The sequence below is a fragment of the Mucilaginibacter gossypii genome, from assembly GCF_900100945.1.
Lineage (GTDB): Bacteria > Bacteroidota > Bacteroidia > Sphingobacteriales > Sphingobacteriaceae > Mucilaginibacter > Mucilaginibacter gossypii.
Genome location: NZ_FNCG01000012.1, coordinates 104,742 through 124,084, shown reverse-complemented (window position 1 = coordinate 124,084; position 19,343 = coordinate 104,742). Strand labels below are relative to the sequence as shown.

Genomic DNA, 19,343 nt, shown 5'->3' with positions numbered 1-19,343 from the left:
AATTCACTTATTTATATTGCTTTTAAATTGGAGCGATATTAAAATAAATTAACATAAAATTACCATTACAGCAATTATTCAGCGTTTCTATTGACTGAATATATTATATTTGCAATATAATTTGCTGCTCGCAAGATGATAAACTTAGTAAAGTTTGTTTTTGGGCCTTACAGAAAAGATCGGCTGTGATCATCCCGGAACTTTGTCTTCTGTATTGTTTCGTGACCTGACACCGAAGCAATTTTTTCAATAATTTGCCTCAATTAACCCCTTGATTTTTGTTGTGGAGATTCTGATGAATGTGACCACTCCATTCCGGCGCAAGCTGACCACCCATTCCGGGCGAAACTGACCAGTGCATTCCGGGGGAAATTGACCACCCCAAACGCGTAGCAAATGCTGTAGAAGTAACCATCTTTTGAGGGCAAAGACACCTTCGTAAAGCATGGCCAACTTAACAATCAGCATGAGTAAGATCAGAAAGATACTAAGGATGTACAGCCAGCAGCGGCCCCTAATGACCATAGCTGCCCAGGCCGATGCATCAAGAAACACAGTAAAAAAGTACATCGCAGCTTTTAATGACAGCGGCTTTACCTTTGAAGAGGTTAACGCACTGAACGACAAAGAGCTGGAAGATTTGTTCGGCAAGAGCAAAGAACACCCGCCTAACGCACGTATGCAGTCCATGCCGCGCTGCTTTCCCCACGTCGATAAAGAACTCAAACGAACTGGCGTTAACCGGCAGATGCTATGGGAAGCTTACTTTAAAGAGTTTCCTGACGGCTACCAATACAGCCAGTTTTGCTTTTATTATAACCAATGGAAGGCCAGGGTAAACCCGACCATGCACATGGACCACAAGGTCGGTGATAAACTATATGTTGATTTTGCCGGTGAAAAGATGAGCTATACGGACAAGGAAACCGGTGAGATCATGGCTGTAGAGGTTTTTGTAGCTATTCCGGGTGCCAGCCAGTTAACGTATGTAGAGGCCGTTATGAGCCAGCAAAAGGAAGACTTTATAGCGGCCTGCGAGAATACCCTGCACTTTATCGGCGGCGTTCCTGCCGCCATTGTACCGGATAACCTGAAGGCTGCAGTAACCAAAAGCAGCCGCTATGAACCTACACTGAATGAAACATTTGAAGACTTTGCAGACCATTATGGCACAACTATTCTACCAGCGCGGGCGTACCGCCCGCGTGACAAGGCGTTGGTAGAAGGTGCCGTTAAGATCATTTATACCAAGATCTATGCACCTTTAAACAAGCATGTTTACCACTCTTTAACAGAACTCAATACAGCGATCTGGCAGGCCCTGGAGGTTCACAACACACAGATGCTCAAGGGCCGCAACTATAGCCGCAGGCTACAGTTTGAAGAGATAGAGCGCCAAACCCTGGCACCACTGCCTGTCCTGCGCTACCAGTTCAAAAAGCAGTTCCAGGCCAGGGTAATTAAGAATGGCCACGTTAACCTCGGCCCGGACAAGCATTATTACAGCGTCCCTTATCGCTATATCGGCAAGCGGGTCAAACTGTTATACTCCCGCACTACCGTAGAGATCTACTCCAATTATGAGCGTATCGCCTTGCACAAGCGCAATAAAAACCCTTATGGCTATACCACAGACAAAGAGCACATGGCCAGCACCCACCGCTTTAAAAGTGACTGGACACCAGATATGTTCCTGGATTGGGCAGCCTCCATTCACGAGGATGTAAGGCTGTATATCCTCCAAATACTGGAGCGTAAACAACACCCGGAACAGGCTTACAAGTCCTGCCTGGGGGTACTTGGCTTTGCTAAAAAAGCAGGGAATGAACGATTAACAGTGGCCTGTCAGCGGGCATTGAGTTATGGCGTCTATAACTATAAAACGATACAAACCATACTCGAAAACAAGATGGATAACTATGAGGAAAGCTTATTTGCCAATGAGTTGCCAATGCCAGATCACGGTAATATCCGGGGAGAAGACTATTACAAATAACCATTTAAAACAACAATAACATGAATACAAGCACCTTAGACAAACTGCGGAAGATGAAGTTCTTCGGCATGTTCCATGCCTTTAAAAGCAGCATGGAAACCGGTAAAACGAATGATTATACAGCGGACGAACTGTTGGCCCACCTGGTAGAAGCCGAATGGGATGACCGGCAAAACAGGCGTATCGAACGCACGATCCTTTATGCCAAGTTCCGCTATAAAGCGGCTATAGAAGACGTTCATTATCATGCCGACCGAAGCATCGACCGCAACCAGATCATGCGCCTGGCGGACTGTACGTTTATTGACCGCTTCGAGAACCTGCTGATCACTGGCAGCACAGGTATCGGTAAAAGCTACGTGGCTTCTGCTATAGGCCACCAGGCCTGCATATTGGGTTACCGGGTATTATATACCAGTACGCCCAAACTGTTCGCTAAACTGAAGATGGCAAAGGCAGATGGCTCTTATATCAAGGAGATCGCCAAACTCGAACGGCAGCAACTACTGATACTGGATGACTTCGGTATACAGCCTTTTGATGCACAAAGCAGAGCTGCCCTGATGGAGATCATTGAGGACCGGCATGGAAAGACATCGCTGATCATCACCTCACAATTGCCGGTCAGTAAATGGTTTGAAGTAATTGGTGAAAAAACGATTGCTGATGCGATCCTGGACAGGATCGTTCATGATGCACACCGTATCGAACTGAAGGGAGAATCTATGAGAAGAAAACGTAGTGTTGAACCGGAAAACAGCCACTAATGGAATTACCTTTTAAATAACTACTTTTGTACATGCTTTTATAGCATTTGCTGCAACTCAAAAGTCAGCTAACCCGGTGGTCAATTTGGCCCGGAACAGGGTGGTCAACATCTCCATAACATACAATATATTGTTCAATATACTTGTCCAACTGGTCAAGATATATGTTCGCGAGTATGGGACTGATTAGCCCGCCTTGGGGTGTCCCGCTAAACGTTTTATGAAATGTCCAGTCTTCAATATATCCTGCGTTTAGAAACTTTCGGATGAGGCGCAGGAAACGCTCATCACTGATCCTTTTTCTAAGGACTTCGATCAAAACGTTGTGTTGGATATTATCAAAGAACCCTTTGATGTCGCCCTCAATGAACCACTTAGCGCCGGTGAACCGGTTCTGGACCTGCATTAATGCAGTATGGCAGCTTCTGCTTGGCCGGAAACCATGAGAACCGTTTTCAAACTGACCCTCAAATATGGCTTCCAGTAGCATTCGGATGACCTCTTGTACCAGTTTGTCATCTACAGATGGGATACCCAATGGCCTTTTTTTACCATTTTTCTTGGGGATGTAGACCCGCTTGGCCGGTTGAGGTTGATAAGTTTCGTCTTTGAGTGCGCCTATGAGTTTGTCGATACGGGTTAAACTCATGCTATCAATGGTGGTACCGTCAGTACCTGGCGTCATGTTCCCTACTTTGGCATTGATACGTTGATAGGCAGCATAGTACATTTCCTGATTGAACAGTACCCGATAAAGCCTTTCAAACTTATACTCCGAGGATCGACAGTGTTTCCATAGACTGCCTAATATTATTGCCGGATGTCTCAATGTCTCTCACATTTTCCATTAGTAATGTTAGGCGATACCGCTGTTCCCCTTCGCCATGTACAAGGCTTTCCCTTGCCCGGACTACTATGGAAACTCCGTTGCCATGTCGGATATTCATGAGCCAGAAGCTTAATAGCCACGCCAGTGGCGCTCCGATTTAGGCAATCCCCGTTTAGCACTTTGATAACATAGCGTAATAGATTGCCGGATACGATTTCCGTCCTTTTCTGCTGATTGCAGCTGTGCTGTAACTTGTTCCTGCCGTCATGGCTGCGAGGGTGTCATGTCGGTGTAACAGAATGACGATTCAGCTATCTTACGCCACTGATGCGAGGCCCCCCACTTGGACTATCGTTGAACCAGTTTGGGTTTTATCCTTATATCTATTGTTTCATCTCCGCATTCAGTCGCAAGTTTAATAGCTACCTGACTTATACGTTTACCGACATGCTTCTTCTCCGTTATTGGTTTCCCTCAAGGATAGGTCGGTTGATGATGGGCTTTGGAACACATGCCCAATACTTGCTAAAGTATATTTATCAAAGCGCCTTTACGGGCGCACCTCGCATTTCTCGAAAACGTTTAACGTTGCGGCCTTGATGGACATTCTTTGGTGTGTCGGTAGTATTCATAAGTTAGTATGTAGAGTATGCTCAAAATTAAAAAAAATAACAAAATGTGCCGCTTTATCTAATATAGAAATAATGAACGGTGAAATATGCAGGGCGAAAATATAAGTTAGAAAATGGTTGATTAGGGTATACAAGTCGCCAAAAGCCCATATATTGACCGATCAAGAGAAGGTCATTGTCCAGAAAGCTTTCGTGCTGCTTCCGCCGCTTCATCAGCGCACATTGAAAATTCACCTCAAAAGTATCAGCGTTCTCGATGATATGCCCAATACAGCACTGACGGTAACGCTCAATTCCCGCGATTCTAGTAGGAAATATCACATTGCCATAAGGGCAGCCATTCTCAAACCGAGTATATCAGAATGGTTGACGGAGAAAGAGACGAGCTGTTTTGATACGACAGGCGGGAAATTTAACATCGCCGTTTGACGGCGGATCTATGAATGCCCTGGTGTACGTATTGCTACATGAGTCTACGCATGTGGTAGATGGAGCCTTGGGAATCACGCCTGGCGGTCTTTCTCCGGGGGAGCTAAAAAAAGCCGTTAGCAACAATCCTTTTACATCCGGAGTTTGGGAGGAGCGAGCTACATTTGAAAGCAAGTACAGGGAACTCTTCTAAATAGTACACGGTTTAAAAGAGGAAAGATCATAGCGATTAAAGACGCGCCGCTTGTTTACCAGGCGCTTGATCACACATCATTCGTATCTCTTTATGGAACAGCCAGCTGGCATGAAGACCTGGCAGAACTCCTGACTTTATACCATCTTACAAAGAAGATTGGGCAACCTTTTGCGATCCATATCATCGACGCTGGCCAAAAAGAAATTTATAAGCGGGAGCCGCTGCAATCACTTTTGGTACAAAAAAGGTTTAAAACTATGAGGCGTTTTTATTTGCGATATTAGGATCCACACCTTTGCAGAAATATGCGAGATAACTTTTTTTACCCAAAGTTTATTTTGACTCTTTCGGTACTGAGATTAATAAAAGAGGCTGCATCAAAACTTATCATCTTTACTAACAACGGGCATGCCGGCAAAGAAATGACTTCGTGTGTACATCAGCATATTTGAAAGCCCCTATTAATACACGGTGAAAAATTGCCTCCTACCTTAATATTTCGCCATCTTATTTCTGTGATTTATTAAAAGCGAAAATTCTATATTAGCTACAGTAGTTTTTAGAAGCCATTTTAATTTAGTCTTTAGCTTGGTTGCTGATGCGACCTAATCAATTGAACTTCTCCATCTACTGTAGCTGATTGGTATCTAGGGTGCTTTTTTATTTAGTAAATAGTCCTGCCCCAATATTTGAACCTAACGTGCCTGGCTTAATTTGTAAATAATTACGACTCGTCTGATCTTGATCTATTTCTATCTTTCCAGTCTTTTTAATAATGACATCATTCCCGAATTTAACTTTAGACGGGTCGGCTTTTTCCCCGAAATCCTTTGCACCACCACCTTTTTTTACCAGTTCATTATAACCGATGATCATAGAGTTATTTACCTTAAATGCATTTTTTCCATCCTTATTAAGGATCCAGAATATATTGGTACCGCTTACTACGTTATTGTAGTATTTAAAATCCTCTGCTGCAGACCATGACCATACAGCACCGCCATAATTATCAATGATTAGGTTATGATGCATTTCACATCTTTCAGCAGGTTTATTAGACAAGAAAAAAACTACAGCATCCTTTACTTTATAAAATACACAATGATCCACAACTACACCCTGCCCACTTGCTAATATGGCAAGGTGATTAGGAATAGCAACACGGTCACCTACAAATAAGCATTGGGTGATCCTGAGGTCGTCAAGGTCAAGCCCTTCTCTTACGATGGGATAATTTCTTTTAACATCGCCTATTTTTGGGGTTTCATGCACGGGTGTTCCTAAAACCCGCAATCCCTGGATGGTCACATAGCTCATTTCGATTTGTATACCATACGAAGTTCCCGGATCAGGCTCGCCCATCGGCTTAAAATTCAGCGGCATGGTTGAAATGATCACGGGCATTTTACCTGGGTTCCAGTCTGCATCGTCTGGTAAAGACTCCGCGCGGATAGTAAGCCTTTCGGATTTGCTAAAATGCCAGTTATACGGATGAAAGGTAACCGTAGCATCCAGTCCGTAGATACCTTCGGCCAAAATTACGTTAAGCGCGCCTTTGCCATTTGCATCATTAATTCTTCTGGCTGCTTCAAAGAGCGTTTTTAGCGGATTGTCTTTTGATCCGGCATTATGGTCGCTGCCTTTTTCGGGGTTAATAAATAGGTATCCATCGGCTGGAAGGGTAGCGATTTTCTGCGCTGAAGATACCGAATAGGTAAATACCAGGATGGCTGCGATGAAGTGGTGTAATTTTATTTTCATTTTTAAATCTAAAATGATTGCTTCAATCACAACAATGAACAAGGTTAAGAAATACACTTAACATAGTTTAAGTTATCGACAAACGCTAACTTTTATAAACATGTCCCCCGAAGAACGGGGCACACGTTTTAATGATAACCAATGTTCCTGCTAATTGATGGAAAGCTAAAATATTACGCAGCTTCAATCGCTTCGCGTAATGCTTTTGCTGCAGCAGCAGGATCCTCTGCACCATAGATGGCTGCACCAGCAACCGCTACCTGAGCGCCGGCTTTAATAACAGCCGCGATGTTTTTCAGGTTCACACCACCTGCTATCGAAACGGGTACACCGGCTCTCGCTGCTTCGTCGATGAGTAACTGTATTGAATAACCTGCTGTCCACTGCTCGTCTAATCCGGCGTGCAGTTCAACAAATTCAACACCTAATTCAGTTACTTCCTGGGCACGTTTTACGCGGTCAGGATAACCGATGGTATCTACTACTACACCTTTACCATGAGCTTTAGCCGCTTTAACAGCGCCAATAATGGTCGCATTTCCGGCAGCGCCCATAACGGTAATCAGGTCGGCGCCTGCTGTGAAAGCGATGTCAGCTTCCAACTCACCTGCATCAGCTGTTTTTAGATCAGCAAAAACTAATTTATCAGGATGTGCCTGCTTCATTGCAGTGATCACGGTTGAACCCATGTTTTTGATCAGGGGAGTACCTAGTTCAATAATGTCTACATACGGTGCAACTTTTGCTGCAAGCGCTAATGCTTCCTCTGTTGTCAATAAGTCTATTGCTACTTGTAATTTTGCCATTGTGTTATTAATTAGTTTAAAAAAATGATATGATTAATTATTAGTTATTCCATGTTCGCGTGACGCTTCCAAAGCTCTTCGGCAGGTGTTCCGTATAACTTCCATAATTCCGTAAATATTGCATCTCCTAGTAACAGCACAGCCTGTTCAAAAAGGCTTCCCGCGTATTGTATTGATTTAGCGCCGTTATGATCTTTCTTTTCTGCTGCCGGTATCAGCATGTGAACATCTGCCAACCCGGCCAGCGAAGAGGATACGTTAGTGGTCATTGCTATTACACGCGCACCCACTTGTTTAGCTTTTTGGGCGGCTTTAACGATAGTGCTCGTTGTACCTGATCCAGAGGCGGCCCACAAGAGATCTCCTTTTTGAATAGCTGGGGTGGTAGTTTCGCCGACAAAATAAACCCGTAACCCCAGATGCATCAGGCGCATAGCGACCGAACGCATGGCAAAGCCGGAGCGGCCCGAAGCGATCAGGAAGATGGCAGATGCCTTGTTGATATTCCTGATCAGTTCTCCGAAATAATGGTAATCGATTGCCTCTGCCAGCAGCGAGTTCTCCTGAATGATCTTTACCAAATGTGCTTTGATTGCAGCACCGTTGTTTCTATTAGATTGGTTTGTTGATTCCATTTTAGTCGTTTAATTCTTCGGCAAAAGTATCGTCTGTACTAACGGAATTGGTTATACAAATAGCCAGATTGGGTGGACTATCTGGAAATAAGATCAGCTGAAAGTCATTAAGATTCGTCAATGGTGTCTCTATTTCTGAATAGTCCACCCAAATTATCTGATTGTCCACCATCTTAATGTCGTAGTACATATCTTTACATTATGACAAGTGATATAAAGGAAAGTCGCCTGGAAAGTGAGATGATCTACATCAGGAATTTAAATAACTGCCCGCCGAGTTATTTGAATGATCCCGGGAGAAAAGACTTTTTCGAGATCGTATGGTTGAAAAATGAAGACCCATTGCACGCCTTAAAAGCCAATGATTTTGAGGTCAAAGGAGACTGGATCTACCTGATCCCGCCTTACCGTGTACATCAGCTAAACAAGGCGGGAAAAAACGGAGAATTGATATCTTTTAAAAGAGAGATACTGGAGGAAGAAGACAAGGAGTTTTTACTTGATATTTTCAAAATATTTAATGTGCAGGGTGAATTTTCCTGCCTAAGATTGGATAAAGCTGCAGCAGATGACCTTGGCGGCATTTACAATTTATTAATCGGTGAATATCAAAAATCATCGGGGGACCTGATGATACTGAAAACTTTGCTGAAAGTGTTTTTGTTGAAACTGATCAAAGTTAGAGAAGAGGAGTTCACTACACACGATATTCACCAGAAAAGGGTTTATGAGTTTCTGATGTTGCTGGAAGGGAATTATCTGCAGGTCAGAAATATTGACTTTTATGCCGGCAAACTGGATATCAGCTCCAAGCGGTTAAACCAGATCCTTAAAGAAAAATTGAACAAAACCGGAACACAGATCATTCATGACCGTATCATACTGGAAGCCAAAAGGCTGATCATACACAGCGCGCATACGATCAAAGAAATATCTTTTGAACTTGGATTTTCTGACCGTCCCTATTTCAGCAGGTTTTTTAAGAAACAAACAGCGCAAACGCCTGATGAATTTCAGAAACAAGCTCGAAAACATTTGAAATTAAAAGCTAATACACTAATTTAACCGTAAACTACTGAACGTGAATACCCAAAACTTACCCGTTGCGGCATTAATAAAATTCTTCGAACAATACTTTCCGCTTAATATGGCAGAACGTAAAGAGGTGGCGGCCAGGTTTACCGAACGTAGTGTCAAACGACGAGGTTTTATCTTGCAGCAAGGCGATGTAGCTAAATATTTTACCTTTGTGGTGTCCGGTTGTTTCAGGCAATACGTGATCGATGAAACTGGTAAGGAATATAACTTACAATTTGCTATCGAGAATGACTGGATCACCGATCTGTGCAGTTTTTATTCGGAAACGGCAAGTAATACTTACGTCGAGGCGCTGGAACCATCCGTGATATTGCAGATCAAACATGAAGACTTATTATATCTATATACGCATTATCATAAGTTCGACCGCAATTTTCGAATTATCGTAGAAAAGAAATATATTGATCTCCAGAACCGGGTAATGCAGAACATTAGTGTCACCGCAGAAAACAGGTATTCAAATTTTATGACCCGGTATCCCAATCTGGCCTACCGTTTACCTAATATTCAAATAGCATCTTACCTGGGTATTACACCGGAATTCCTGAGCAAAGTGCGGAAGAAGATTGTTCGCCCGGCCTGATTCTTAAACTTGTTTAAGATTATTTCTTAACTAAGTTTATTGGCCGGTGAACGCTATCCTGCTCACCTTTGCATCGTTAAACAACGAGAACGATGAAAGGATCAGAAATCATAACAATTTCCAAAAAGATCAGAAACGGAGCCTTAACGGTAGTCTTTGTTTTAGGCGCAGCTTTTGCAGCAAGTGCGCAGGAATATGTATCATTAACCAACCCGGCAAAACCCGGCAGAGCTCCTGGTGCAAAAGTAAAGCTTTTAAGTATGAACGGGGAAACCAGGACTTATCTATTGGTGCTGGCGACAGGTGATGAAGTAACTTCGGGTATAGAAGAGTTCGCTCAAAAATATCAGGTAAAGAATGCGCACTATACCGCATTTGGCGATGCCACCTCGGCCAAATTTGGCTGGTTTGATAAAGATCGCAAAATGTTTAAACTGGCAAATGTCAGTGAACCTTCAGAAGTGACTGGTTTAGTGGGCGACATCTCACTATATAATGGTAAACCTTTCGCCCATTCCCACGCCAGTGTAGCAACAAGTGACGGCATTTGTCACGGAGGCCATTTGCTGGAATTAAATGTAGGGCCAACATTTGAATTCTACATCACTGTTGAACCTACCGCAGTTTATAAAAAAATCAGTCCGGAGTTTAATGCATTGGTCGTAGATCCAGATCTCGAAAAATAGTAATGCTAAATGGGATATCTTAAATAAATTATAAAATGAAATTATTCATTAAAAGATCAGGGATGATGGTTGTCATTATTTCGCTGATATGTTCGCTGGTAACAAATGCTCAGGATCTGAAACACCTGAGAAGTTTTATGCAATCCGCTCCGACACCTGCCGGTGCAATTCCTTATGGAAATAATCTTAAAGCGGGCCACTATCTGAACACAGGTAATGCCCGTGTCTATTACGAACTTTACGGTAAGGGCAAGCCCTTTGTGATTTTGCACGGCGGAGTTTTTGGCTCTACCTATGAAATGGGAAGGTTCATAGATAGTCTTTCTAAAAACTACCAGGTGATTGCCATTTCGACGCGTGGTCATGGAAAATCGGAAATGGGAACCACTGAACCCACCTATGAGCAGAAGGCCAATGATGTGAATGCCATTGTGAGCGCCGTTACAAAAGACAGCGCTATTGTTTTAGGATTCAGTGATGGTGGTTATACCGGCTATTATCTTGCTGGCCTCTTCCCGGATAAGGTGAAGAAGTTGATCACTATCGGCGCAGGAGAATGGCTGAAAGGAGCACGACCATTTAACATCACCCGTAAAGATGCTTTTGGACTGGATAGCCTGTACTGGAAACAGCAGCTGGCCTTAAATCCTCATCCGGAGAAATTCGACGAATGGCTGGTATCGATCAATAAATATTATAATAATGTCAATATCAGTAAAGAAGTATTTGCCAAAGTCCATTGCCCGGTGTTGCTGATGGCAGGTGAACTCGATCAGAATGCAACGCTAAAAACGGTGATTGCAGCATATTATATGTTTCCGCAAGTACAACTGGCCATCATACCGAACGCCCCTCATCCTGCCTTTCAAGTGAATTTTCCATCAGTATGGGCTGATATAGTTCCTTTCCTGCAGCAATAATAGGTGTGTTAAATTATAAATTGGTATAACATTTAAATTTTAAGGACATATGAACACAACAAACGAACAACAAGCCGCAGTGCAATTGCTTCATTGCTATGCCGAAGTATTAAACGAGGCAGATAGCCCATCGATTTCTTCTTTCTACGCTTTTGATGGCTTATTTATGCCGGATGGTTTTAAGACATTGACGAAAAAGGATCTGGATGCGGCAGGCGGCAAGTTTCTGAAGGGTAGAAATTTTAAGATTAACTACAATATACAAAATGTGACCGTAGGAAATGAATTTGCATTTATTGATGCCACCGCCAGGTCTATAACCACCAGCAGTGGCGGCAAAGAGATAAGCAAGAACAGCAGGGACTTTTTCGTGTTAAGGAAAGATGGTACAGCTTGGAAGATCTATAGGTACCTGTTCAATAAATTACGGGATTAATATTCTATAACCAGCCAAAATCATGAAAGCAGCATTAATTTACCACCCGGGTGGCCCGGAAAATTTCGTTTTGGAGGATATCAATGTACCAAGGCCGAAAGAAGGTTGGGTATTGGTTAAAGTCAAGGCTTTCGGCCTTAACAGGTCAGAACTAATGACCCGGAAAGGCTATTCACCTGACGTTGTTTTTCCGCGGGTGCTGGGTATTGAATGTGTTGGCGAAGTGGCAGATGATCCTTCAGCGGAATTTAAACCGGGACAAAAAGTATCCGCCTTTATGGGTGGTATGGGTAGGCTTTTCAACGGCAGTTATGCGGAATATGCTTTATTGCCCAAGTCCGTACTCAGATCATTTGAAAGTGAGCTTCCCTGGGAACAGTTGGGTGCCATGCCTGAAATGTTTCAAACGGTATACGGGTCATTGCATCTTTCTCTGAAAGTCCAGCCGGGAGAAACCATTTTGATCCGCGGCGGTACATCTTCCATAGGTATGCTGGCCACCCAACTTGCAAAAAACAGTGGCCTAACGGTGATAGCGACAACGAGAAACCCGGACAAAAAAGAAATGCTGCTAAAAAACCGGGCGGATCATGTTTTGATTGAAGACGGTAATTTAACGGCCCAGATTAATGATATTTTTCCTGCTGGCGTAAATAAAGTTTTAGAATTGGTTGGCACATCTACACTTAGAGACTCCCTCAGCTGCGCAGCTCCGGGTGGCATCGTTTGTATGGCGGGTATGCTGGCAGAGCAATGGTCATTTAAAGAATTCGCACCTATGGATTATATCCCGGCAACAGTTAGCCTGACCGTTTATGACAGCGGGCAGATTAGGGTTGACGCACATAATTTTCAAAATTTCATAAGTGATGTGGAAGCAGGGAAAGTTAAACTCCCTATAGGGCGTATATTTAAACTGAATGAAATAGCGTTGGCACATCAGATGATGGATAGTAATGCCGCAGGAGGTAAAATCGTAGTTCTTATTTAAGCTCTGAAAACTAAATGAAGAATTATATTTTTTTACTGATCATATATGGCTATTTGTCACTTTCTTCAACAATGCAGGCGCAAAACATTCGCCTCGACGCGAAAAGTCACAAACCTGTGCAGGTATCCATGTCATTTCAGATCATCGACGGGAGGAAAGTTATGAGGGTTACTAAAGACTCTTCTGTAAAAACGGTCGATCAACCAACTTTTGTGAAATTGGACAGTGTTAATTTCAAGAATGGTGTAATAGAAGTCAAGGTGTTGAGTCGGTTACTGCCCACGGCTCAAAAAGACAATCGGGGATTTATTGGTTTGGCATTCCACATCAAAGATGACAATTCCCGCTTCGAAGCAATATATATCAGGCCTACTAACGGCCGTGCTGATGATCAGATCCGCAGAAATCATACGGTACAATACTTCTCCTATCCTGACTTTCCATACTCGAGATTAAGAAAAGAAAGTCCTGAACAATACGAAACCTATGCAGATATGGGTTTAAATGAATGGATAAAGTTAAAAATAAGTGTAGTTGGAAATAAAGCCCGACTTTATATTAATGACAGCAAATTTCCGGCATTTGTAGTCAATGATCTAAAGCTGAGAAGTGATCAACCAGGTGGGATCGGATTATGGGTAGACGTGGGTACGGAAGGATTTTTTCGTGACTTAAGAGTATTACCAGCAGACAAATAAATATGAAGACGAACTTATCTGATTTACCTGAAATAGGTGTGTCAAGCCTGTTTGAACAAGATGTTTTAGATGGCCTGATGCAAATGCCCAAAAGGCTGCAATCCAAATATTTTTATGATGAAACAGGCGATATTCTTTTCCAGCAGATCATGGCCTGCCCGGAATATTACCTGACGAATTGTGAATTGGAAGTTTTCAGCAAACAGTCATCAGCATTAGCAGAGAGGATCTGCCGGCCGGGTCAATCCTTTGACCTGATAGAACTTGGTGCGGGCGACGCGACAAAATCGGAATACTTGCTGGATTTTCTGGTACGATCAAATGTAGATTTTAAGTATCTGCCCATCGATATATCAGATAATATATTGCAGGAATTAAAGGCAAGGTTTAACAAATCTTTACCCCAATTAGTTGTACAACCATTGGCCGGAGAATATTTTGAAATGCTTAAGGTTGCAACTCAGGAAAGTGCAAACCGGAAAGTCATCTTTTTTTTAGGTGCAAACATTGGAAATATGGATAAGGACCAAGCTATTGACTTTTGTCACACGCTTCGCAGTAACTTATCTCCAGGCGACTTGCTACTGATCGGGTTTGACCTGAAGAAACATCCCCGCATCATTTTGAACGCTTATGATGACCAGGGGAAAATAACGTCAAAATTCAATCTTAATTTACTGGCCAGGATCAATCGCGAACTTGACAGCGATTTTGATTTGGAACGTTTTGAACACTACCAGACATATGATCCGGAAACCGGGGCCAGTAAAAGTTATCTCGTGAGTCTGCAAGAACAGCATATTAGCATTAAGGGGCAAATTGTTGCTTTCGCCATAAATGAAACGATTTACATGGAAGTATCGCAGAAATACAGTATTGAAGAAATTGCTGTTATAGCTCAACGCTGCGGTTTTCGGGCTGGTGGGTACTGGATAGATTCAAAAGGCTGGTTTGCGGATGTTTGCTGGGAAGTAGTATAAAAATCATACAACGATTTCAACCCATTTGGAGTTGAAATAAACTATATAAAATAAATAAAATGACTAATTCAATTAAAAAAGTGCTGGTTACCGGTGCAAGCAATGGGATCGGTTTCGATCTTACAAAAAAATTATTGGCCGAAGGTGCTGAAGTAATAGCGGTTACACGTACAGGAAAAGTTGGTGAATACAGCCACCCTAATCTCAAAGTTTATCAGGGAGATATCAGTAATGCAGAAAGCATTGAAAAAGTTGCTCAACAATTAGAAGAAGCGGGCATTAAGCTGGATGTACTGGTTAACAATGCAGGCGTCGGGCTTGATCTTGGTGACGAAGTTCCGACTGCGGATCTTTTGAATGCCACCTTTGCCACCAATACTACAGGTACAGTTTTGTTTACGGAAGCTTTGTTAAACAGCTTAAATGACGGCGGTCAGATCGTATTTTTATCTACTGCAATGGCTTTGCTACGCAATGCTGCGCCGAATGCGCCGGCATACCGCATGTCAAAGGCGGCTTTGAATATGTACGCAGTTATGCTAAGCCAAAGGCTTGCTGAAAGAAAAATCAGGGTAACTCCACTTCATCCGGGCTGGGTACAAACCAGGATGGGTGGTGATACTGCACCTGTTACAGTCGAGAGATCAGTAAACGGGATTTTTAAAGCGATTACAGAAAATACTGAAACTGGTAAATTCTGGAATATTGAACTGGATACGCTCGAAGATTATTAACTGCACTGGTTTAATAACGCAACCTTTTCAAGATCGAGCTAAACGTTTAACATATTATCGCAAAATGGCGGGCATTTGGAATGACCGCCATTTTGCATATCAAGTAGTAATCTCTTAAAAAATGGTTTAATCCAGCTATTTCATTAAAGAAAACCTTATTCTAAATTTTTACGCTATTAATATTTATGCAAAGAAAAAAAATTCTTTTTATTGATGAGGAATTGCTTTCTTTGGTCAAGTTCATTTTTCAAGAAGAAAATATTGATGTGATAACATTTTCGTCGTCGTTATAACCACTTGAGATTATCTCATTAAAGCCCAATCTTATCTTACTTGATGAGTGGCTGAATGGAGTAAAAGGAAGTCAGATCTGTCAAGATTTAAGAAACATCGATCCTTGCCATACACTCCCTATCGTGCTGATATCTGCTGTATTCCAACTGCCAGCCGTTGCAGCGAAATGCCGTGCAGATGCTTTTATCGCCAAACCATTTGACATAGATGAATTAGTAAGAATTGTTAAATCTCTTATCCGGACACCATTCAGGGAAATTAATCAGTGATCGCCTTGTCTAGTCGTAATACATTAAAGGGACCTCAAACTTAATAGTCCGTATCCTTTTTGGCAGGTCTGATGATCATCCGTAAATATTGATCCTTTGAAATATAAGCTGCGCTCCAGTTTGTCAGCGTTTTTAACTTGTTTCTAAAGTTGACCAACGATAATAAGTGGACGAATAACCACATTAACCATGCAAAAAAGCCCTGAAAATGAAGAACCGGTTTTGGTAGATCTGTGACAGCTTTATTCCTGCCGATGATGGCCATTGATCCTTTATCATGATATCGGAAAGGTTTAAGCGGCCGACCTTTTTGTTCTGCGTGAATATTATTAGCAAGATTTACTCCCTGCTGTATGGCGACCTGAGCCAATTGCGGGTGCCCGTTTGGGAAACTTTTATCCAGCGTCTGCAGGCATCCGTCACCTATCGCAAATATATTAGCTGAGCCTTTTACTTTATTACAGGCATCCACCAGCAGCCGTTTACCGCGTCCGTAAAACTCAGTTGGCAGGCCGGCAAAGATCTGGCCAGTCACCCCGGCAGTCCAGATGAGGTTTTTAGTTTCTATACTTGAACCATCGCCAAGCAATACGCTTTCTCCGTCATAGTCTTTTACCAATTGATTTAAGCTAACAATCGCACCTAATGATTTCAGCGATTTCAACGCGTAGTCCTGGGATTTTTTCGTCATCGGTGCCAGCAGGGTAGGTAAACCGTCCAATACATAAATATCAAACGGGAGGGTTGCCAGTTCAGGATAGTCTTTTTTGAAAACATTCTGTTTTAATTCAGAGAGCATACCCGCGATCTCAACACCTGTAGGTCCGCCACCCGCTATAACCACACTGGTTAGCCTCTTTTGTTCCAACGGATCATTGGAATAGGCAGCCTGCTCGAAACGGGTTAGTAAAGTGTTTTTTAACAATAGCGCATCAGCCACTGTTTTCATAGGCAAGGCATATTTCCGGACGTTTTCGTTTCCAAAGAAATTACTCTCTGTACCTGTAGCTAATACCAATTTGGTGTAGCGCAATGCTCCCGACGTTAACAAGACCAAGTTCTCATCTGGTTTGATCTCCAGTAGTTCGCCCATGCGGAAAGTGAAATTGGGATGATCTCTGAACAACCTCCGGTATGGGTAACTGATATTGGATACGTCTAAAAAGCCGGTAGCAATCTGGTACAATAACGGGGGGAAGAAGTTGTAATTATTCCGGTCGACTAAGGTAACGTGCAGGTTCTTATCGTTTTTCAAAAGAGTTTGAGCGACATTAATGCCGGCAAATCCGCCGCCGATAATGACGATATTATTTCCATATGGTGTCATGATAATTTAAATTAATGGTGTGGTTGTGGAAAATCTATGAATGGAACAATGATGATCGGGTAAACAGCAGGAACATGACCGGTAAGCCATCTGGCATAACTCAAAATATTGATGTGGTCGCCGGCATGGACAAGTCTCGTTGCCGGGCCGCAGAGAAAACAAGCATGGCTGCCTTTGCCCGCCTTAAGCACATAAGTTTCAAAACTTGCCCCGTTATTATGATTAAAGATCAATACCTTTTCATTCTCCGATATTTTTGCAGCCTCTAAAATTTCTTCGTCAAGCAACAGGTAATCTTCGCCGTTAGGATATACCTTGCTGATACGGATATGTTGTATTTCAGATTTGAGGATAGATGACGAAAGATCCATGATATAAATATTTAGTATTGTTCCTTATCACTGGGAATTTTTCGGGATTTAACGTCTGAAACATAGGCATTGGTTGCGTTGGAAATCTGGCTATACAGGTCTAAATACCTGCGCAGGAACCGCGGGGAAAAATCCTTGGAGATGCCTAACAGGTCATGCATCACAAGCACCTGTCCGTCAACATGTTTTCCTGCGCCTATACCGATAATGGGTATGGATAAAGTTTCCGCTACTTTTTTTCCTAAAGTCGCCGGGATCTTTTCCAGCACGATACTAAAACAGCCGGCATCCTGCAAGACCTGCGCATTGCGTAATAGTGTTTTTGCCTCGCTCTCTTCTTTAGCACGAACCGTATAACTGCCAAATTTGTAAATAGACTGAGGGGTGAGCCCAAGATGCCCCATCACCGGTATACCCGCTTGAATAAGCCGGGTGACCGATTCAATAATTTCCTCTCCACCCTCTAATTTAAGCGCATGAGCACCGGCTTCCTTCATGAGTCGTATGCCTGAACTAAGCGCTTGTTTGCTGTCGCCCTGGTAAGTACCGAACGGAAGGTCTGTAATGACCATAGCTCTTTTAACCGCTCTGGCTACGCTTTGCGTATGATAGATCATGTGATCAAGCGTAATTGGCAAGGTCGTATCGTAGCCGGCCATAACGTTGGCAGCCGAATCGCCGACCAGCAGAGCATCAATTCCTGCCTCATCAAAGATCCGGGCCATGGAAAAATCATACGCGGTCAGCATACTAATCTTTTCTCCAGCATTTTTCATGTCCTGAAGAACTTTACTGGTAATTTTGGTACTTGTTAATTGAACTGACATTCTTATCGTTTTTGCTGTAGAAATCGGATCAAACCATTGCCGATTTTTATTAATGCAATATTACAGCTCAGCTAAATACCTCTTTTGTCGTTATGGCTTGATAATTTGTTTATATAGCGTGTGGTAAAAAGCTTGCTTTAAGAAGTTCAAATACAAAAACTTTTAGATTCTATATTGTAATTTCACATTAATGAAGGAAATTAAGACCTTTTCGCTTTCAAGACATAGTCGCCTTTTCGCAGTACCGGATACGAGCAAGGAATATTTGTTTATCCAAGCTGCCGGGCATCCCTATCTGGAAGAACCCTACCGGGCTGAGAGCTATGCCATAGCTTACCTGAAAGAAGGAAATATTTTTTTACAAGCAGGCCTTAACAACTACGAAATTAATGCGCCTTGTATCATTACGCTCGGGCCTTCCGTCATTCGCAGTTTTCGTAAAAGGAGCGAACTTTTAAAAATGGATATCATATTTTTCAAAGACACCTTTTTGCTGGAAAAACATGCCGATATTCTTTTTTTTAATAACTACATTTTTTTCGAAAACGCAGATTTGCATACACTTAGCTTAAATGATGTATATCACGTTAAATTCCGTAGTTTTTTTGAGCTCATTCTTTTAACCCAGTCGACGGCTAACTACCACCAAGCCCAAATTATCCGTAACCTTGTTTTCGCCGTTATATACGAAATTGACGCGCATCATCGGCAACATAGCACAATTCTTCCCTCTTCACTAACCGGTTATACGCTTTTTTCGAGATTTAAACAATTGCTCAATCGCAATTTTATGCATGAGCGTAAACTGGAATTTTATGCCGACCATCTTCATGTGATGCCAAAGTCACTTTCTGCCGCGATTAAAAAACATACTGGCAGATCTGCCGGCAAATGGATCGACGAAACGATTGCCCTTGAAGCTAAAGTGCTGCTACAAAACCAAACGCTTACGGTCTCTCAGATCAGTGGAATTCTTAATTTTTCAAATCAATCCGTGTTCAGCAAGTTTTTCAGTGCTAATACTGGCATGTCACCTGTGGCTTATCGTAAAAAGCTCCTATAAAGTGTTACAATTTAA

At 42.5% G+C, this 19,343-nt stretch carries 21 protein-coding genes; 14 read left to right on the top strand and 7 right to left on the bottom strand.

Features of this window, described 5'->3' with window-relative positions; all coding sequences use genetic code 11:
* Positions 1-466 precede the first annotated feature (466 nt).
* A complete protein-coding gene (gene istA / locus BLS28_RS20375) occupies positions 467-1,996 on the top strand; it encodes an IS21 family transposase (protein ID WP_256337495.1) in 1,530 nt (509 codons plus the stop codon).
* Between the two features lie 20 nt (positions 1,997-2,016).
* The gene (gene istB, locus BLS28_RS20370) at positions 2,017-2,763 is read left to right on the top strand and encodes an IS21-like element helper ATPase IstB (protein ID WP_091171809.1); all 747 of its coding nucleotides are present in this window, start codon (positions 2,017-2,019) and stop codon (positions 2,761-2,763) included.
* A 64-nt stretch (positions 2,764-2,827) separates the two neighbouring features.
* On the opposite strand, the gene BLS28_RS20365 is transcribed toward istB, so the two are convergent.
* Positions 2,828-3,493: a reverse transcriptase domain-containing protein gene (locus tag BLS28_RS20365; RefSeq protein ID WP_256337494.1), complete on the bottom strand. Its 666-nt coding sequence runs from the start codon at positions 3,491-3,493 to the stop codon at positions 2,828-2,830.
* Between the two features lie 884 nt (positions 3,494-4,377).
* On the opposite strand from BLS28_RS20365, the gene BLS28_RS30980 reads away from it, so the two are divergent.
* Complete coding sequence (locus tag BLS28_RS30980; protein ID WP_176844527.1) at positions 4,378-4,653, top strand: hypothetical protein; 276 nt, start codon at positions 4,378-4,380, stop codon at positions 4,651-4,653.
* Between the two features lie 856 nt (positions 4,654-5,509).
* Here the strand turns inward: BLS28_RS30980 and BLS28_RS20350 are convergent.
* From BLS28_RS20350 to hxlB, 3 genes are all read right to left on the bottom strand, one after another.
* Entirely contained in the window at positions 5,510-6,610 is a 1,101-nt protein-coding gene (locus tag BLS28_RS20350; protein ID WP_143020829.1) for a hypothetical protein, read from the bottom strand.
* A gap of 173 nt (positions 6,611-6,783) precedes the next feature.
* On the bottom strand, positions 6,784-7,416 hold the full coding sequence (gene hxlA, locus BLS28_RS20345; RefSeq protein ID WP_091171798.1) for a 3-hexulose-6-phosphate synthase: 633 nt from the start codon (positions 7,414-7,416) through the stop codon (positions 6,784-6,786).
* A gap of 44 nt (positions 7,417-7,460) precedes the next feature.
* Positions 7,461-8,051: a 6-phospho-3-hexuloisomerase gene (gene hxlB / locus BLS28_RS20340; RefSeq protein ID WP_091171796.1), complete on the bottom strand. Its 591-nt coding sequence runs from the start codon at positions 8,049-8,051 to the stop codon at positions 7,461-7,463.
* Positions 8,052-8,252: 201 nt separating this feature from the next.
* Here hxlB and BLS28_RS20330 point away from each other — a divergent pair, with 201 nt between their 5' ends.
* From BLS28_RS20330 to BLS28_RS31620, 10 genes are all read left to right on the top strand, one after another.
* On the top strand, positions 8,253-9,116 hold the full coding sequence (locus BLS28_RS20330; protein WP_091171792.1) for an AraC family transcriptional regulator: 864 nt from the start codon (positions 8,253-8,255) through the stop codon (positions 9,114-9,116).
* Between the two features lie 16 nt (positions 9,117-9,132).
* The gene (locus BLS28_RS20325; RefSeq protein WP_256337493.1) at positions 9,133-9,732 is read left to right on the top strand and encodes a Crp/Fnr family transcriptional regulator; all 600 of its coding nucleotides are present in this window, start codon (positions 9,133-9,135) and stop codon (positions 9,730-9,732) included.
* A gap of 92 nt (positions 9,733-9,824) precedes the next feature.
* Positions 9,825-10,418, top strand: a complete 594-nt coding sequence (locus BLS28_RS20320) for a PPC domain-containing DNA-binding protein (protein ID WP_091171789.1) — start codon at positions 9,825-9,827, stop codon at positions 10,416-10,418.
* A gap of 62 nt (positions 10,419-10,480) precedes the next feature.
* On the top strand, positions 10,481-11,338 hold the full coding sequence (locus BLS28_RS20315; RefSeq protein ID WP_218134483.1) for an alpha/beta fold hydrolase: 858 nt from the start codon (positions 10,481-10,483) through the stop codon (positions 11,336-11,338).
* Positions 11,339-11,387: 49 nt separating this feature from the next.
* Entirely contained in the window at positions 11,388-11,774 is a 387-nt protein-coding gene (locus BLS28_RS20310; RefSeq protein WP_091171785.1) for a nuclear transport factor 2 family protein, read from the top strand.
* A 22-nt stretch (positions 11,775-11,796) separates the two neighbouring features.
* Positions 11,797-12,765, top strand: a complete 969-nt coding sequence (locus tag BLS28_RS20305) for a zinc-binding alcohol dehydrogenase family protein (protein WP_091171784.1) — start codon at positions 11,797-11,799, stop codon at positions 12,763-12,765.
* A 14-nt stretch (positions 12,766-12,779) separates the two neighbouring features.
* Positions 12,780-13,463 (top strand): hypothetical protein, encoded by a 684-nt coding sequence (locus tag BLS28_RS20300; protein WP_218134482.1) that lies wholly within the window; start codon positions 12,780-12,782, stop codon positions 13,461-13,463.
* 2 nt (positions 13,464-13,465) lie between these two features.
* On the top strand, positions 13,466-14,443 hold the full coding sequence (gene egtD / locus BLS28_RS20295) for an L-histidine N(alpha)-methyltransferase (protein WP_091171780.1): 978 nt from the start codon (positions 13,466-13,468) through the stop codon (positions 14,441-14,443).
* Between the two features lie 59 nt (positions 14,444-14,502).
* A complete protein-coding gene (locus tag BLS28_RS20290) occupies positions 14,503-15,177 on the top strand; it encodes an SDR family NAD(P)-dependent oxidoreductase (RefSeq protein WP_091171778.1) in 675 nt (224 codons plus the stop codon).
* 302 nt (positions 15,178-15,479) lie between these two features.
* Complete coding sequence (locus tag BLS28_RS31620) at positions 15,480-15,740, top strand: response regulator (RefSeq protein ID WP_091171776.1); 261 nt, start codon at positions 15,480-15,482, stop codon at positions 15,738-15,740.
* Positions 15,741-15,780: 40 nt separating this feature from the next.
* Here BLS28_RS31620 and BLS28_RS20280 read toward each other — a convergent pair whose 3' ends face one another.
* Genes BLS28_RS20280 through panB form a run of 3 tightly spaced genes read right to left on the bottom strand, consistent with a single transcriptional unit; the run spans position 15,781 to position 18,265 of the window.
* Positions 15,781-17,067, bottom strand: a complete 1,287-nt coding sequence (locus BLS28_RS20280) for an NAD(P)/FAD-dependent oxidoreductase (RefSeq protein ID WP_091171774.1) — start codon at positions 17,065-17,067, stop codon at positions 15,781-15,783.
* An 11-nt stretch (positions 17,068-17,078) separates the two neighbouring features.
* Positions 17,079-17,438, bottom strand: coding sequence for an aspartate 1-decarboxylase (locus BLS28_RS20275; protein WP_091171772.1), 360 nt, complete (start codon positions 17,436-17,438; stop codon positions 17,079-17,081).
* An 11-nt stretch (positions 17,439-17,449) separates the two neighbouring features.
* On the bottom strand, positions 17,450-18,265 hold the full coding sequence (panB, locus tag BLS28_RS20270) for a 3-methyl-2-oxobutanoate hydroxymethyltransferase (RefSeq protein ID WP_091171770.1): 816 nt from the start codon (positions 18,263-18,265) through the stop codon (positions 17,450-17,452).
* Between the two features lie 190 nt (positions 18,266-18,455).
* On the opposite strand from panB, the gene BLS28_RS20265 reads away from it, so the two are divergent.
* On the top strand, positions 18,456-19,328 hold the full coding sequence (locus tag BLS28_RS20265) for a helix-turn-helix domain-containing protein (protein ID WP_091171768.1): 873 nt from the start codon (positions 18,456-18,458) through the stop codon (positions 19,326-19,328).
* The last annotated feature ends 15 nt before the right edge of the window (positions 19,329-19,343 follow it).

Coding starts and splice junctions, on each gene's coding strand:
- BLS28_RS20315 (WP_218134483.1), top strand. CDS start 10,481: ATGATGGTTGTCATTATTTCGCTGATATGTTCGCTGGTAACAAATGCT.
- BLS28_RS20320 (WP_091171789.1), top strand. CDS start 9,825: ATGAAAGGATCAGAAATCATAACAATTTCCAAAAAGATCAGAAACGGA.
- panB (WP_091171770.1), bottom strand. CDS start 18,265: ATGTCAGTTCAATTAACAAGTACCAAAATTACCAGTAAAGTTCTTCAG.
- BLS28_RS20280 (WP_091171774.1), bottom strand. CDS start 17,067: ATGACACCATATGGAAATAATATCGTCATTATCGGCGGCGGATTTGCC.
- BLS28_RS20265 (WP_091171768.1), top strand. CDS start 18,456: ATGAAGGAAATTAAGACCTTTTCGCTTTCAAGACATAGTCGCCTTTTC.
- BLS28_RS20350 (WP_143020829.1), bottom strand. CDS start 6,610: ATGAAAATAAAATTACACCACTTCATCGCAGCCATCCTGGTATTTACC.
- istB (WP_091171809.1), top strand. CDS start 2,017: ATGAATACAAGCACCTTAGACAAACTGCGGAAGATGAAGTTCTTCGGC.
- BLS28_RS20365 (WP_256337494.1), bottom strand. CDS start 3,493: ATGTACTATGCTGCCTATCAACGTATCAATGCCAAAGTAGGGAACATG.
- BLS28_RS20305 (WP_091171784.1), top strand. CDS start 11,797: ATGAAAGCAGCATTAATTTACCACCCGGGTGGCCCGGAAAATTTCGTT.
- hxlB (WP_091171796.1), bottom strand. CDS start 8,051: ATGGAATCAACAAACCAATCTAATAGAAACAACGGTGCTGCAATCAAA.
- istA (WP_256337495.1), top strand. CDS start 467: ATGAGTAAGATCAGAAAGATACTAAGGATGTACAGCCAGCAGCGGCCC.
- egtD (WP_091171780.1), top strand. CDS start 13,466: ATGAAGACGAACTTATCTGATTTACCTGAAATAGGTGTGTCAAGCCTG.
- BLS28_RS20300 (WP_218134482.1), top strand. CDS start 12,780: ATGAAGAATTATATTTTTTTACTGATCATATATGGCTATTTGTCACTT.
- BLS28_RS20290 (WP_091171778.1), top strand. CDS start 14,503: ATGACTAATTCAATTAAAAAAGTGCTGGTTACCGGTGCAAGCAATGGG.
- hxlA (WP_091171798.1), bottom strand. CDS start 7,416: ATGGCAAAATTACAAGTAGCAATAGACTTATTGACAACAGAGGAAGCA.
- BLS28_RS20330 (WP_091171792.1), top strand. CDS start 8,253: ATGACAAGTGATATAAAGGAAAGTCGCCTGGAAAGTGAGATGATCTAC.
- BLS28_RS20275 (WP_091171772.1), bottom strand. CDS start 17,438: ATGGATCTTTCGTCATCTATCCTCAAATCTGAAATACAACATATCCGT.
- BLS28_RS20310 (WP_091171785.1), top strand. CDS start 11,388: ATGAACACAACAAACGAACAACAAGCCGCAGTGCAATTGCTTCATTGC.